The organism is Gemmobacter aquarius (assembly GCF_003060865.1).
Classification (GTDB): domain Bacteria; phylum Pseudomonadota; class Alphaproteobacteria; order Rhodobacterales; family Rhodobacteraceae; genus Paragemmobacter; species Paragemmobacter aquarius.
The window spans coordinates 2,622,605-2,637,302 of record NZ_CP028918.1 but is presented as its reverse complement, the minus strand read 5'-3'; the positions used below and the strand labels follow the sequence as shown (position 1 = coordinate 2,637,302).

General features: G+C 67.6%; 14 protein-coding genes. 9 read left to right on the top strand and 5 right to left on the bottom strand.

The window, feature by feature from the left end:
• Positions 1–50: 50 nt before the first annotated feature.
• A complete protein-coding gene (locus tag HYN69_RS12710) occupies positions 51–2,009 on the top strand; it encodes an AsmA family protein (protein ID WP_108436070.1) in 1,959 nt (652 codons plus the stop codon).
• 72 nt (positions 2,010–2,081) lie between these two features.
• Here the strand turns inward: HYN69_RS12710 and HYN69_RS12705 are convergent, their stop codons facing one another.
• On the bottom strand, positions 2,082–2,699 hold the full coding sequence (locus HYN69_RS12705; RefSeq protein ID WP_108437191.1) for a GcrA family cell cycle regulator: 618 nt from the start codon (positions 2,697–2,699) through the stop codon (positions 2,082–2,084).
• A 334-nt stretch (positions 2,700–3,033) separates the two neighbouring features.
• Here HYN69_RS12705 and HYN69_RS12700 point away from each other — a divergent pair, with 334 nt between their 5' ends.
• Together HYN69_RS12700 and argF are read left to right on the top strand one after the other, a co-directional pair.
• Positions 3,034–4,236, top strand: coding sequence for an aspartate aminotransferase family protein (locus HYN69_RS12700; RefSeq protein ID WP_108436069.1), 1,203 nt, complete (start codon positions 3,034–3,036; stop codon positions 4,234–4,236).
• Positions 4,237–4,367: 131 nt separating this feature from the next.
• Positions 4,368–5,294 carry an ornithine carbamoyltransferase gene (gene argF, locus HYN69_RS12695; protein ID WP_108436068.1) on the top strand — a complete coding sequence of 309 codons (927 nt, stop codon included), beginning with the start codon at positions 4,368–4,370 and terminating at the stop codon, positions 5,292–5,294.
• 392 nt (positions 5,295–5,686) lie between these two features.
• Here the strand turns inward: argF and HYN69_RS12690 are convergent, their stop codons facing one another.
• Positions 5,687–6,238: a hemerythrin domain-containing protein gene (locus HYN69_RS12690; RefSeq protein ID WP_108436067.1), complete on the bottom strand. Its 552-nt coding sequence runs from the start codon at positions 6,236–6,238 to the stop codon at positions 5,687–5,689.
• 110 nt (positions 6,239–6,348) lie between these two features.
• Here HYN69_RS12690 and HYN69_RS12685 point away from each other — a divergent pair, with 110 nt between their 5' ends.
• Entirely contained in the window at positions 6,349–6,840 is a 492-nt protein-coding gene (locus tag HYN69_RS12685; protein WP_108436066.1) for a DUF1993 domain-containing protein, read from the top strand.
• Position 6,841: 1 nt separating this feature from the next.
• A complete protein-coding gene (locus HYN69_RS12680; protein WP_108436065.1) occupies positions 6,842–7,393 on the top strand; it encodes an isochorismatase family protein in 552 nt (183 codons plus the stop codon).
• Between the two features lie 8 nt (positions 7,394–7,401).
• On the opposite strand, the gene HYN69_RS12675 is transcribed toward HYN69_RS12680, so the two are convergent.
• Both HYN69_RS12675 and hrpB read right to left on the bottom strand, forming a co-directional pair.
• A complete protein-coding gene (locus HYN69_RS12675; protein WP_108436064.1) occupies positions 7,402–8,580 on the bottom strand; it encodes an MFS transporter in 1,179 nt (392 codons plus the stop codon).
• 165 nt (positions 8,581–8,745) lie between these two features.
• The gene (gene hrpB / locus HYN69_RS12670; protein ID WP_108436063.1) at positions 8,746–11,187 is read right to left on the bottom strand and encodes an ATP-dependent helicase HrpB; all 2,442 of its coding nucleotides are present in this window, start codon (positions 11,185–11,187) and stop codon (positions 8,746–8,748) included.
• A 296-nt stretch (positions 11,188–11,483) separates the two neighbouring features.
• Between hrpB and meaB the strand changes: the two genes are divergently transcribed.
• The 4 genes from meaB to HYN69_RS12650 all read left to right on the top strand — a co-directional run bounded on the left by meaB (position 11,484) and on the right by HYN69_RS12650 (position 14,113).
• Entirely contained in the window at positions 11,484–12,506 is a 1,023-nt protein-coding gene (meaB, locus tag HYN69_RS12665) for a methylmalonyl Co-A mutase-associated GTPase MeaB (protein WP_108436062.1), read from the top strand.
• A gap of 304 nt (positions 12,507–12,810) precedes the next feature.
• Positions 12,811–13,098: a 50S ribosomal protein L28 gene (rpmB, locus tag HYN69_RS12660; protein WP_108436061.1), complete on the top strand. Its 288-nt coding sequence runs from the start codon at positions 12,811–12,813 to the stop codon at positions 13,096–13,098.
• Between the two features lie 111 nt (positions 13,099–13,209).
• Complete coding sequence (locus HYN69_RS12655) at positions 13,210–13,578, top strand: DUF2946 family protein (RefSeq protein WP_108436060.1); 369 nt, start codon at positions 13,210–13,212, stop codon at positions 13,576–13,578.
• Positions 13,579–13,591: 13 nt separating this feature from the next.
• Positions 13,592–14,113, top strand: coding sequence for a copper chaperone PCu(A)C (locus HYN69_RS12650; RefSeq protein ID WP_108436059.1), 522 nt, complete (start codon positions 13,592–13,594; stop codon positions 14,111–14,113).
• Between the two features lie 71 nt (positions 14,114–14,184).
• On the opposite strand, the gene HYN69_RS12645 is transcribed toward HYN69_RS12650, so the two are convergent.
• On the bottom strand, positions 14,185–14,499 hold the full coding sequence (locus HYN69_RS12645) for a hypothetical protein (protein WP_108436058.1): 315 nt from the start codon (positions 14,497–14,499) through the stop codon (positions 14,185–14,187).
• Positions 14,500–14,698 lie beyond the last annotated feature (199 nt).

Sequence of the window (14,698 nt, the reverse complement as noted above, 5' to 3'; positions counted from 1 at the left end):
GCAAGGCTAGGGTGAGCCGCAAGGGCCGGACGGGGCAGGTGGGGGTTCAGATGCGGTGGCTATTTCGACTGTCGGTGGCGTTGGTCGTGCTGGTTCTGCTGGCACTTGGAGCGGTTGCGCTGATCCCTTCGGAGCGTGTGGCGCGGCTAGCGACCGACCGGTTCGAGGCGGTGACGGGGCGCGAGTTGACGATCGAAGGGGCGGTAAAGCCCAGCCTCTGGCCGGTGCTGGGGGTCGAGACAGGCCGGATCACCCTGTCGAATGCGCCGTGGTCGGACGAGGGGCCGATGCTGGTGGCCGAGGGCCTGTCGATCCGGCTGGATCTGACCGCGCTGATGGGCGGGACGATGCGGATCACGGGGTTCGAGCTGACGCGGCCCGAAATCTTGCTGGAACGGTCCGAGGACGGGGTGCCGAACTGGGAATTCGGGGGCAGCAATGGCGGCACGGCCTCGGCCGGGATGGCGGGGGCAGAGACGCCGTTCACGCTGGATCTGGCGGCGATCCATGACGGGTCGCTGGGGTATCTCGACCATGCGACGGGGCAGGCCGTGCAGATCGGCGGGCTGGAGGCCGAGGCGCGGCTGGCCGATTACGAGGGGTCGCTGGCCCTGAACCTGAGCGGAGAGATCGCAGGGCAGGCAGTGACGGCGAGCGGTTCGGTCGGCAATTTCGACAAGGCCTATGCGGGCGAGGTGGTGCCGGTCGATTTCGCCGCGCGGATCGGTGCGGCAGAGATCAGTTTCGGCGGGCGCGGCGGGGTCGCGCCCTTGGCCGCCGAGGGGCAGATCGAGGCCGATCTGGGCGATCTGGCCGCATTGGCTGCCGTGCTTGGCTTTGGTGCGCCCGCGCTGCCAGAAGGGTTGGGTGCGCGGTCGGTTACGCTGTCGGGCAAGGTGACGCGCAGTGCTGACGGGGATGTCTATTTGCGGGGCGGGCGGATCGGGTTGGACCGGACGGTGCTGACCGGCGATCTCGACCTTGCGCTGGGCGGGGTGCGACCACGGGTTTCGGGCAATCTGGCCATGGTGGAACTGGCGGTCGGGGGGGAAGGCGGCGGCGAAGGCGGCGGTGAAGTCGGCGGGGGCGGGGCTGCGGTGGCGGGCTGGTCGGATGCGCCCCTGTCGGCCGAAGGGTTGCGCGGCTTTGATGCCGATCTGGGCCTGTCGGCCGATGCGCTGCGGCTGGGCGGTTTGCGGCTTACCGACCTGCGCGCCCGTGTCACGGTCGATGCGGGGCGGGCTGTGGTCGATGTCGCGCGGGCCGGGGCCTATGACGGCACGGTTCTGGGGCAGGTCGTGGTGAACGGGCGCAAGGGCCTTTCGGTCGGGGGCAAGCTCGATTTCGGGGGCGTCGCCTTGCAGCCGCTGCTGGCCGATGTGGCGGGCTATGACCGGCTGATCGGGACGGGCGATCTGAGCTTCGATTTCGTGGCAGGGGGCGGGTCTGTCGCGGCCTTGATGCGGAACCTCGACGGGCAGGGGCGGCTGGCGCTGGGGGCGGGCGAGATCCGCGGGATCGACGTGCCCGCGATGCTGGCTTCAATGGATGCATCGCAGCTTGGGCCTTCGGAGCGGACGGTGTTCGACAGTCTGGAGGCGGGGTTCACCATCGAGCGGGGCGATCTTTTCAACGACGATCTGGCGCTGCGCTCGCCCTATCTGCGGGCGACGGGCGGGGGGCGGGTCGGGCTTGGGGCGCGGGATTTCGATTACCGCCTGCGGGCGTCTGCCTTGCAGGGGGAAGACGGGGCCGACCGCATCGTCGTGCCGATCTGGATCACCGGGCCTTGGGAGAAGCCGAAGGTGGCGCTGGACCTTGAAGCCCTGGCGCAGGAGCAGTTGGGCGAACAGGCCAAGGCGGCGGAGGACGAATTGCGCCGCCGCGCCGCCGAAGAATTGGGCCAGCAGGCGGGCGAAAGCCTGGAAGATGCCGCGCGGCGCAAGTTGCAGGACGAGGTGGACAAGCAGGCGGGAAGCCTGCTGGAGCAATTGCTGGGCGGGAATTGATCGGGGCTGTCATTGCCCCCCTCCCCGACCCTCCCCCGCGGGGGAGGGGGAGCGCTGCGCGATGGGGCTGGATCAGCGGCGGCGGTCGCGCCGCGCGCTCATCGGTTGGAAGGCGACGCCGACATGGGCTTCGCAATAGGGTTTGCCCGGAAGCGAGGGCAGGCCGCAGAACCAGAAATCGTCGGTCGCCGGGTCGCCGATTGGCCATTTGCAGGTGCGTTCGGTCAGTTCCATCAGCGTCAGCTTGCGGGCGCGCTTTTCCACCTCGCGCACCGAAGCCAGCGCCTCGGGGCTGATCTCGTTGGCGGAAGGCTGCGGCGGCAGGGGTTGGCCTGCGGGCACGATGGCCTTGCGCAGCGGAATGGGCATGACGTTGCCGGCCGGAGCGGCGGGTGCCGCGGCGGGGCGTTCGGGCGTGGCGGGGCGGGGCGCTGCCTCGGGCCGTGCAGCGACCGGTTCGGGGCGCGGTTCGGCGCGGGGGGCCGCTGCGGGCGCTGCGGGGGCGGGAGCCGCCTCGGCCTCGTCTTCTTCCTTGCCACCGGCGACGCGGTTCGAAAGGCCAAGGCGATGCACCTTGCCGATCACCGCATTGCGGGTCACGCCGCCAAGTTCCTTGGCGATCTGGCTGGCGCTTTGGCCTTCGGCCCACATGCGCTTGAGCGTCTCGACGCGCTCGTCGGTCCAGGACATCGGCATTCCCCGTGGTTTGGTGCAACGGCGCCATTCTAGACAGGCTGTCGCGGGATACAAGCGGGCGGGATACAGGCGGGGGGGCGGAAGATCAAGCACAGAGCGGTGGATGGGCGCCGGATGGGCGCCTTTGCGGTGGACTTTGGCGGTGCGCTTGGCTACGTGGGGAGCATGACCGCAGGAAACGCGCCTTTTGCCCCGATCCGACGCCGACGCTGACCGCGCCGCGTTTTGCCGTCATTTGCCCCATGGATGCGGGCAAACCCCCTTCGCACGTTGACTTTGCCACTGGCCAGCCTTTACGGCTAGGGCTTCGCTTCAAAGGACATCGCAGATGATTTCCCCCGCCCTCTCCCCGGCCCTCTCGCACGTCTTGCCGACCTATAACCGCGCACCCATGGCCTTTGTGAAGGGCGAGGGGTCGTGGCTGACGGCCGAGGACGGGAGCCGTTACCTCGACCTTGGCGCGGGGATCGCGGTCAATGCGCTGGGGCATGCCCATCCGGCGCTGGTGGCGGCGCTGACGCAGCAGGCGGGCAAGCTGTGGCATGTGTCGAACCTGTACCGGATTCCGGAGCAAGAGCGGCTGGCGGATATGCTGGTCGAGCATACCTTTGCCGATACCGTGTTCTTCACCAATTCGGGGACCGAGGCGGCGGAACTGGCGATCAAGATGGCGCGCAAATACTGGTATGACAAAGGCCAGCCCGAGCGGGTCGAGATCATCTCGTTTGAAGGGGCGTTCCACGGGCGTTCCACGGGGGCGATCGCGGCGGCGGGGTCGGAAAAGATGGTCAAGGGGTTCGGGCCGCTGATGCCGGGCTTTACCCATCTGAAATTCGGCGACCATGACGCGCTGCGCGCGGCGGTGACCGAACGGACGGCGGCGATCATCATCGAACCCGTGCAGGGCGAGGGCGGCATACGCGTGCTGCCGGATGCGTGCCTGAAAGGCTTGCGCGATCTGGCCGACAGCACCGGGGCCTTGCTGATCTTCGACGAGGTGCAATGCGGCATGGGGCGGACGGGCAAGCTTTTCGCGCATGAATGGGCGGGGGTGGCCCCCGATATCATGATGGTGGCCAAGGGCATCGGCGGCGGCTTTCCGCTGGGCGCGGTGCTGGCCACGGAAAACGCGGCAAGCGGCATGGTGGCGGGCACGCACGGGTCGACCTATGGCGGCAACCCGCTTGGCTGTGCTGTCGGTGCTGCCGTGGTGGGGATCGTGGCGGATGACGCGTTCCTGTCCGAGGTGGGTCGCAAGGGCGGGCTGTTCCGGCAGGGGCTGGAAGGGTTGGTCGCAGCGCATCCGGCGGTGTTCGAAGCGGTGCGGGGGCAGGGGCTGATCCTCGGGCTGAAATGCAAGGCCGCCAACACCGACGTGGTCAAGGCGGCTTACGCCGAGCATCTGCTGACTGTGCCCGCGGCCGACAATGTGCTGCGGCTCTTGCCTGCGCTGAACATCCCGGATGAAGACATCGCGGAAGCCTTGGCGCGGCTCGACCGGGCGGCGACGGCGCTGGAAAAGGCGGCCTGAGATGGATGCGACGACCGAACGGGCAGAGCGGAGCGTGCGACGAGCGCTCGGTCATTTTCTGTCCTGAAATATCCTCCGGGGGTCCGGGGGTGGAAAACCCCCGGTCGCTTGCCATCAGAAAGACGATTGAAATGAAGCACTTCCTAGATATCCACAAGACCGATGCAACCGAGTTGCGGACAATGATCGATTCTGCCCATGCCATGAAGGCGGCGCGGAACGGGCGGCCCAAGGGATCGCCCGATGACGACCAGCCCCTGAAAGGGCGCATGGTTGCGCTGATCTTCGAAAAGCCATCGACCCGCACGCGGGTGTCGTTCGACGTAGGCGTGCGCCAGTTGGGCGGCGAGACGATGGTGCTGTCGGGCAAGGAGATGCAGCTTGGCCATGGCGAGACGATTGCCGATACCGCCCGCGTGCTGAGCCGCTATGTCGACCTGATCATGATCCGCACCTTTGAAGAGGCGACGCTGCTGGAAATGGCGGAACATGCCACGGTGCCGGTGATCAACGGGCTGACCAACCGCACCCACCCCTGCCAGATCATGGCGGATGTGATGACCTATGAAGAACATCGCGGCCCGATTGCCGGCAAGAAGGTGGTCTGGTGCGGCGATGGCAACAACGTCTGCGGGTCGTTCCTGCATGCGGCGGGGCAGTTCGGCTTCGACTTTACCTATACCGGACCGGAAACGCTCGACCCAGAAGAGCGCTTCGTGCAGTTCGCCCGCGACAAGGGGTCAAAGGTGGTGATCGCGCGCGATCCTTTCGTGGCGGTCGAGGGGGCCGATCTGGTTGTGACCGACACTTGGGTGTCGATGCACGATCCCGAAAGCGCCAAGGAGCGGCGGCACAACCAGCTGCGCCCCTATCAGGTGAACGAGCAGCTGATGAGCCGCGCCAAGCCCGACAGCCTGTTCATGCATTGCCTGCCCGCGCACCGGAACGACGAGGCGACGAGTGCGGTGATGGACGGCCCCCATTCGGTGATCTTCGACGAGGCCGAGAACCGCTTGCACGCGCAAAAGGCGGTGATGCGCTGGTGTCTGGGCGTCTGACCCCTGACCAAATCGGGCGGCCTTGCGGCCGCACACGATGAGTGCGCCGAGGCGCGCGCGAAAAGGGGGGCTTTTCGCCCCCCTCGCCGCCATGGGGCGGCTCACCCCCCGAGGATATTTGTCGCCAAGGAGAAGGGGTCAGGGCGCGGGAGCCACTTTTTTCTGTGGATCACCCGTAGCGGTGCTCGAAGATGACGGGCAGGATCAAGTCGTCCTCGGCTGCGCGGCCTTTTGGCCGCGGGCCGTAAGCGCGCAGCGGCGCGCAGGAAGGGGAGGGGGCAATCTGCCCCCCTCTTGCCCGTGCCGGGCAATTCACCCCCCGAGGATAGTCGCAACCGGGCGGGGGGCGCGGCACGCGGTGGGGGGCTGGAAAGCCCCCCGCTTTTTCGGGGTCAGCCGTAGCGATGTTTCAGGATGACCGGCAGGATCAGGTCTTCCTCGTCGGTCAGGTGGCGGTGCAGCATCGTCCCGAAGGGCGCAAGGCTGGTGTGGAACTGGCCTGCGGCATCGCGCGGGTCGGGGCTTTGCAGCACCGCGTTCGCGCCGGTGACGAAGGCGTCGAGCAAGGTGTCGAGTTCGTGGTGGTCGGCGTCGAGGATATGAAAGCCTCGGCTCAGGCGCGGTTCGAGGGCGGCGAGTTCGGGGAAATAGGCGTCATCCTCGATCTGGTGGTGGCCGATCAATTCATCGACAAGGCGGCGGCCGAGGGGCACGAGGCGTTGCGGGAAGGTGGCGGTGTCGGTCTTGCCGTCGATCAGGGCTTCGGTTTCGGCCTTTATGCGGGTGGTGAGGCTGCGAAAGCCCATGTGCCGGTCGAGCCAGAACGAGACGAGGCCGTGAAAGCCCGGCTGTTCGGGCCAGCCTGCGCGCGGATATTCGTCGAGCAGCGCCAGAAGTTCGGCGGGCAGGCCCTGACGGGTGGCGAGGCTGGGATCATCGGTCATGGCGACAGTCTGGACGCGGTGCGGGGCGGGTGCAACCGGCTTTGCTGGGGCATTGACAGTGCAAGGCGGCGGGCAGACGGTGGCCGCAAATCCATTGGGGGAGAGATTTCATGCATCACCGTTCCGTCGCTGTCTACGACCGTTTCCTTGGCGCACTGTCGGGTCTGTTGACCAAGGCCGAGGCGCATTGCACCGCAAAGGGCATCAAGCCCGAGGCGATGCTGACCTTTCGCCTGTTTCCCGACATGCTGCCCTTTGTGAAGCAGGTGCAACTGTCGTGCGATTTCGCGGCGCGGGCGGCGGCGCGGCTGGCGGGAGAAGAGCCGAAAGGCTTTCCCGACACCGAAACCAGCTTTGCCGAGTTGCAAGACCGGATCGCGGCGGCGCGGGGCTATATGGCGTCCTTCGACAAGGCGCGTTACGACGGGGCCGAGGCCAAGAACATCACCATCAAGGTGCGCGGTTCGGACATGGTGATGACGGGCGAGAACTTCCTGAACATCTATTCGCTGCCGCAATTCTATTTTCACCTGACCACCGCCTATAACATCCTGCGTCACAACGGGGTCGAGATCGGCAAAGGCGATTACATGGGGGGCTGAGATGACGACCGCACTGATTTGCATCGACATGCAGATGGGAATGGCCGACCGCATCGCGGCGGGCCGTCCGCAGGCAAACCCTATGGCCGAGGCGCATGTGGCGGCGCTGCTTGCGCTGTTTCGCGCGCGGGGTCTGCCGGTCGTTCATGTGCTGCATGACGAGCCGGAGACGCCGTTCCAGCGCCATCTGCCCGCCGGTGCGCCGATGCCTTGCGCGTTGCCGGTGACCGGAGAGGCCGTGTTGTGGAAATCGCGATCATCGGCCTTTGCGGGCACGGGCCTCGAGGCGCTGCTGCGCGGACAGGGCACCCAACGGATCGTGGTGGTGGGCGCGGTGGCGGCGTTTTGCGTCACCTCGACGGTGCGGGCGGCGTTCGATCTGGGGTTTCAGGTCGTGTTGCCGGGCGATGCGCTGCTGGCCTTTGACATTCCGGCGCATGACGGGGGCCGGATCGGAGCGGATGAGGTGCTGCGGGTGACGCTGTCGCTGCTGGGTGCCGATTTCGCCACGCTGGTGACGGCGGATCAGGTGTCAGGCGTGCTTGCCGCCTGACGCGGGCTTTATGCGGCAAGCGGGCGCGCACCATCGGCGGCGGCAGTGCGCGTGGCGTAAAGTGCGACCACGACCAGCAGAAGCGACAGCGTGCCATAGGTGACGCGGAAGCCAACGTGTTCGGCGACGAAGCCGATGGTCGAAGGTGCGACGAGGATGCCGCAATAGCCCATCATCGTCACGGCGGCGATGCCTGCGCCGGGCGAGAGGCCGGGGTGGTTGCCTGCAGCCGAGAACATGATCGGGACCATATTGGCCACGCCAAGCCCCGCGATTGTGAAACTGGCGATTGCAGCGATGTCTGTGGGGGCAAGCGCGCCGCCCATCATGCCTGCCGCCGCGACCAGACCCGACACGCGCAGCGTCCGCACCGCGCCAAAGCGGTTCCGCACCGAATCGCCCGCAAAGCGCATGAGCGCCATCGCGCCCGAGAAAAAGGCGAAGGCGAGGCCCGAGCGGGCAAGATCGGCGTCAAGTTCGGTCGAGAGGTAAAGTGCGGCCCAGTCGAGCACGGCACCCTCGGGCACCATGGAAAACAGCGCGAGCAGCCCCAGCAGCCAGATCGCCGGATCGCGCGGCAAAAGGCCCGCGCGCGGGTGGGCGGCGGTTGCGGCCTTTTGTTCGGCGGTCTCGCCCAGAAGGAAGGGCATGGCGGCGAGGACGATGATCGCGGCGACCGCTGCGGCCCAGATCGCCTGCGCCTCGGCCCCCCAATGCTTGATGATCCAGCCGCCGAGCGCGCCGCCGAAAAAGCCGCCAAGGCTCCAGAACCCGTGCGACGAGGACATGATGGCGCGCCCCATTCCGCGCTCCACCTCGACCGCGTTGGCGTTCATGGCCACATCCATGCAGCCGATCAGCGCACCGAGCGCGGCCATCATCAGCGCAAGCACGATCAGGTCGGGGGCAAAGACCACGGCGGGCAGGACCGGCACGATGGAGAGCGCAAAGACGCGCAGCACGGCGCGGTTGCCGTAGCGGGCGATCAGCTTGCCGGAAAACAGCATCGAGGCGACCGCCCCGAGGCCCAGCACAAGGATGAGCAGGCCAAGCGTGAATTCGGTGATGTCATGGCGCGGCAACAGAAGCGGGATCTGCGGTGCCCATGCGCCCATGGTGAAGCCATTGGCAAGGAACATGGCCGCAACGGCCCAACGGCCACGCCGCGCTGCGCTGATGTCTTGCATGATGCCCTCGCTCTGAAATCTTGCCCGTGTCCTTAGTCTGTAACGTTTACGGACGAAAGGGGCGCGGCGCTGACGATGTGTTTCACTGCGTTTCGTCCCGCTTTCCTTTGCCCCTTCACCTTTGCGGCAAATACTCCGGGGTCCGGGGCTGGCCCCGGAGGCTGGTCAGGTGCCGCGCGGTTTGGCGCGTAGCGTGGGTTCGGCGGCGGTCGGGTCTTCGGGCCAGGGGTGGCGCGGGTATTGGCCGCGCATGTCCTTGCGGACATCGGCGTAGCTGTTGGCCCAGAAGCCCGGCAGGTCCATCGTCACCTGCACGGGGCGTTGGCCGGGCGAGAGCAGCGTGACGCGCAGGGGCAGGCGGTTTGCGCCCACGGTGGGGTGGCGGGTGGTGCCGAACATCTCTTGCAGGCGGACCTCGATCGCGGGGGCCTCGCCGTCATAGTCGATCGGCACGCGGCGGCCCATCGGGGTTTCGAAATGCGACGGGGTCAGGTGGTCAAGCGTCTGGGTCTGGTCCCAAGTCAGCAGCGCGCGCAGCGGTTCGGTCAGATCGAGCGCGCGCAGGTCGGACTCGGTCTTTGGCGCCTTGAGGTGCGGCAGGAGCCAGTCTTCAAGGCTGGCAAGCAGGGCCGTATCGGTGACATCGGGCCAGCTGGTGCCAGTGCCAGCGGCAAGCCGGATGCGGGCGCGCAGGCGGTTTGCGGCGGGTGTCCATGGCAGGCCGATCTGGCGCAGGCCGTCGAGGGCGGCGCGGGCCAGTGCCTCGGGCGGGGCGTCGGGCCATGTCTGGTCGTTCAGGACCAAAGCGCCGAAGCGTTCCTGTTTGCGGGCCATGACGCGGCCTTCGCGGCGCGACCATTCGCAAATGGTTTGCCACTGGATGCGGTCTGCGAAAAGGTCGCGCAATTCGGCTTCGGTCAGGGCAACGGCCTGACGCAGGGTCGCTTCGCGCTGGTCGCCGTCAAGGTCGGTGGCGACGATCAGGCGGGCCCCTGCAAGCGGGGTGCCTGCGGCCATGGCGGCCCCCTTGCCGCCCGACAGCACCCAGCGCGGCGCGTCGCCCTTGCGGCGCAGGCCGATACGGTCGGGGTAGGCGAGGGCGGCCATTTGTGCGGGCGAAAGCTCGGCGGCCACGGCGGGGGCTGATTTCGCCAAGCGCCGCTTTTCGTCGCGGATGCGTTCGATGGTGGGGCGGTGGGCTTCCGGCGGGGGGCGGTCTATCGCCTTAAGGCGCAGCATCAGGTCGGGCGGTGCGCCTCGCAGCGGGTCGCGTTCGGCCAGCAGGGCTGCAAGGGGGGCGGCTTTCGGTCCCGCAAGGGCGAGCATATGCCCAAGGCGCGGGTGCAGCGGCAGGGTGGCGAGCATCTTGCCATGCGGGGTGATGCGACCCTTGTCGTCAAGCGCGCCAAGGCTGGAAAGCAGGGCGCGGGCTTCGCCCAGCACGCCGGGGTGCGGCGGGGTGAGGAAGGGCAGCTCACCGCCGCCCCAGAGCGCGAGTTCGAGCGCGAGGCCGGTCAGGTCGGCGGCTTCGATCTCGGCGGGGGGGAAGGCGGAAAGGCCGCCTTCCTCGCCCTTGGTCCACATGCGGTAGCAGATGCCAGCAGCCACACGACCGGCGCGGCCGCGGCGCTGTTCGGCCTCGGCCCGTGTCACACGTTCGGTGACAAGGCGCGACATGCCCGAGGCCGCATCGAAGCGGGCGCGGCGGGCGCGGCCTGCATCGACGACCACGCGGATGTCGGGCAGGGTGAGCGAGGTTTCCGCAATGGATGTGGCAAGCACGATCTTGCGGCCCGCAACGGGGGCGAGGGCGGCGCGCTGGGCGGCGAAATCCATCGCGCCGAAGAGCGGGCGGATCACGGTATCTGCGGGGATGCGGCTTGCCAGTTGCGCCTCGACCCGGCGGATTTCGCCTTCGCCGGGCAGGAAGACGAGGATGCCGCCTTGGGTCGTTTCCTCGAGGGCTTGCAGGATCAGGCCGGTGACGGCGGCCTCGAACCGCAGCGAGGCGTCGGGCGGGCGGGGCAGCCAGCGGGTTTCGACCGGAAAGGCGCGGCCTGCCGAGGTGACGAGCGGGGCGTCGCCCATAAGGGTTGCCACGGGGGCGGCGTCGAGCGTGGCGGACATGACCACCAGCACCAGATCCTCGCGCAGCGCACCGCGCACTTCGAGGCAGAGCGCGAGGCCGAGATCGGCGTTGAGCGAGCGTTCGTGGAACTCATCGAAGATCACCGCGCCGATGCCCGCAAGTGACGGGTCAGATTGCAGCATGCGGGTCAGGATGCCTTCGGTCACCACCTCGATGCGGGTGGATTTCGAGACCTTCGCCTCGCCCCTTATGCGGTAGCCGACGGTCTGGCCCACGGGTTCGCCAAGCGTTTCGGCCATGCGTTCGGCGGCCGCGCGGGCGGCGAGGCGGCGGGGTTCGAGCATGACGATTCGCCCCGCGATCAGGCCCGAGGCGAGAAGATCGAGCGGCACGCGGGTGGTCTTGCCCGCCCCGGGGGGCGCTTGCAGCACGGCCATGCCGCGCGCGGCGATGGCGTGGCGCAGGGCGGGCAGGGCCTCGTCGATGGGCAGGGGGCTGGGGTTGGGCGATTCGGACATGGCTGTGTTTATGGCGGCAGGGCGCTTTGAGGGGAACTCGCTTTGCTGTTGGCGGTGCGATGGCTGGTTTCGCTGCCAAGCGGAGCGGCGTTCCGCCGCAAGCCTGTGCCCTCGCGCTGGGGCGCGAGGGGAGGGGGGCCTGTGCGGCCCCCGTCGCGGCAGAGCCGCGCCTCCCCCTGCAGGATATTTGCGCGAGCGTGAATGGCAGGGGCGCGCCCCTGACGGCGGGTCTGGCGCAAGACGGGCTCGGGTGGCACAAAGCGTGGCAGGGGCGGCGGTGCCGTGGCGGAGGGTGCATGGCCGGACGGGCAGATGTGGCGGAACTGGCGGCTGGTGTTGCGGCGGGCGACCGGCGGGCGCTGGCGCGGGCGATCACGCTGGTGGAAAGCGGGCGGGCCGATCACCGTGCCGATGCGCTGGCGCTTCTGGCACGGTTGCGGGCGCCCGGACTGCCAAGCGCGGGGCGGGCTGCGCTGCGGATCGGGCTTTCTGGCACGCCCGGTGTGGGCAAGTCGACCTTCATCGAGGCCTTCGGCCTGATGCTGACCGCAGCGGGGCTGCGCGTGGCGGTGCTGGCTGTCGATCCGTCCTCGGCCCGGTCGGGCGGGTCGATCCTTGGCGACAAGACGCGGATGGAACGGCTGAGCCGCGATCCGATGGCCTTTATCCGGCCGTCGCCCAGTCAGGCGCAGATGGGGGGCGTGGCGCGGCGGTCGCGGGAAGCGGTGGCGCTGTGCGAGGCTGCGGGCTTTGATGTGGTGCTGATCGAGACGGTGGGGGTGGGGCAGTCGGAAACCGTGGTGGCTGAATTGTGCGATATCTTCGTGCTTTTGCTGGCCCCTGCGGGGGGCGACGAATTGCAGGGGGTCAAGCGCGGCATCATGGAGATGGCGGATCTGATCCTTGTGAACAAGGCGGATGGCGCGCTGAAGCCTGCCGCGATGCGGACGATGGCCGATTACGCGGGGGCATTGGGCCTGTTGCGGCGGCGGGCCCAGGACCCTGCGGGCTATCCCAAGGCGCTGTGCGTTTCGGCCACCACTGGCGAAGGGTTGGCAGGCGCTTGGACCGACATGCAGACGCTGGCCGGTTGGCGGCGGGAAAACGGGCACTGGACGGCGCGGCGGGCCGGACAGGCGCGGCACTGGTTCGAGGAAGAGGTGCGGCAGGGGCTTTTGTCGGTTCTCGGGCAGGCTTCGGCGCGTGCGCGTCTGGACGGGCTGGGCGCGGCGGTGGAAGACGGGCGCATGACGCCCGAGGCGGCAGCGGCCGAGATGCTGGATGCTTTGCGTCGTGTCGATGCGAGCCGTCCGGCCTGACGATTGCTGCATTTTCTGTCCCTCAAATATCCCGGGGGAATCGCCTGCAAGGCGATGGGGGCTGGCCCCCCTCGCCGCGTGTTCGGGGCGCAGGGTTGAAGGAGGAGAGCGATTTTTCGCAGAAAAATCGGGGTCGGGTGGGGCGCTTGGGGGCGATTTTTCTGCGAAAAATCGGCGCCGGCCGTGAAACGGCGCGGCTTGGTCGCTTGACGTTGGCGGTCATTGGCCTTACTGACCCCCAATCGAATTTGGACGCTTCGGGAATCCCGGAGGCTGTCTTGCTTACACACGAAGGATCACGACCATGTCGCGCGTCTGCGAACTGACGGGCAAGGGCCCGATGTCCGGTAACACGGTCAGCCACGCCAACAACAAATCGCGTCGGCGCTTCTTGCCGAATCTGAACGATGTCACGCTCATCTCGGACGTGCTCGGCCAGTCGTTCAAGCTGCGCGTTTCGGCTGCAGGTCTGCGGACCGTCGACCACCGCGGCGGGCTTGACGCCTTTCTTGCCAAGGCCAAGGACGACGAGCTGTCGATCCGCGCGCTTGCGATCAAGAAAGAAGTCGCCAAGGCACAAGCCAGCGCCTGATCTTTCCTGACGGCACAGGATTTGCCCCGCCCGGCTTGGCCGCGGCGGGGCTTTTGCTTGTGCGGAATTGTCCTCTTTCGCTTGGCGCGGCCTTGGCTTAGGAACCGCGCCATGCGTGCTGTGCTTGGCCTTTTGCTTGTGATGCTGCTGTCGGTGACGTCTGTCACCGCCGCAGTCGCGCGCGGGCAGATGGCCGGGGCGGTCGATATGGTCATCTGCTCCGGGGCGGGCCCTGCCACGGTGACGCTGGATGCGACGGGCCAGCCGGTCGAGGCGCATCATTGCCCTGTTTGCACGGCCGCAGGTTCGGGGGTGGGTGTGCCGGTGGCAGCATCGGTCGCACGGCCTGCGACGCGGGCCGAGGCCGTGCGGTTCGGGGCAGGCATTGCCTTGCGGAAGGTCGGGGCGGGGGAACCCGTGGCGCGGGGGCCGCCGGTTCTGGTCTGGACCCCTTCGCTTTTTTTCCGTTCCCTTACATAAAGGAGCACGCAAGATGCGTCTGCCCGCCATCCTTACCGCCGCCGCGCTGGCCGTTCTGCCCTTTGCCGCCGTGGCGCAAGAGCATCCCGAAAAGATCCATGTCCACGATGCCTATGCGCGGCTGAGCCTGCAATCGGGCGCGGTGTTCTTCATGATCCACAACAACACCGAAGCGGATATCACCATAACCGGCGCCCATACCGATCTGGCGAAGAAGGCCGAGTTGCATACCCACAGCGAAGGCGCCGATGGCGTGATGGTCATGGGCAAGATCGAGGGCGGGGTGCCGCTGGCCTCGGGCGAGATGCACGAATTCGCGCGGGGCGGCGACCATGTCATGCTGATGGGGCTGACCCGCAAGCTGGCGGATGGTGACAGATTCGATCTGGTGCTCGACTTTGCCGATGGCAGCACGCTCGATGTGCCGGTCATCGTCGACAGCAAGCGCTTACCTGGCGAGGGCATGGACGGGATGGAGGGTATGGACCACGGGACCATGCACCAGAAGATGCACGGGGCGGGCGCGTCGGACTGAAGGTTGGATGCGGGGCGGCTGATCTGCCGCCCTGCGCTGCCATGCTGCGGGCTGGCCGGTGCGCTTGCCCGTCAGCCCGCGCAATAGGCCTCGGCGGTGGCGCCGAAGTTCTTGTAACGCTCCCAGAAGGCATCGTCGGCGTTGCGCTTGGACAGGAAGGTGTCTTGCGCCTTGTCGGGATCGCGGAAGAACACCGCCGCCTTGCGCTGGTCGGTGCCGCGCAGGGTCATGTCGGCGACCTGCTGGATGCAGGAGCAGACCGAGCGGTTTGCCGCATCGCGCCCCGACGAGAGACACGCGCGTTCGATCGGGCCTGCCGAAGCGACGGAGGTCATCACGGGAAGTGCCAGCACGGCGAGAGCCGCGCAGAGGATATGTCGGTTCATTCTGTCTCTGCCTCTTGCCGGATGCGGAGGGAACCACCGCTCACGGTCATTTTTCTGCATCGGATTATGCTGATTCGAAGCGGAATTTTCAATAACCCGCCGTGATTGCGCGACATTTCGCCCAAAGCTGCCCCATCTTGGGGTGCGGGGCGAAGCGGGCCACAAGATGTGCCGGTTCTTTGGGCGATGCGAAGCGTGG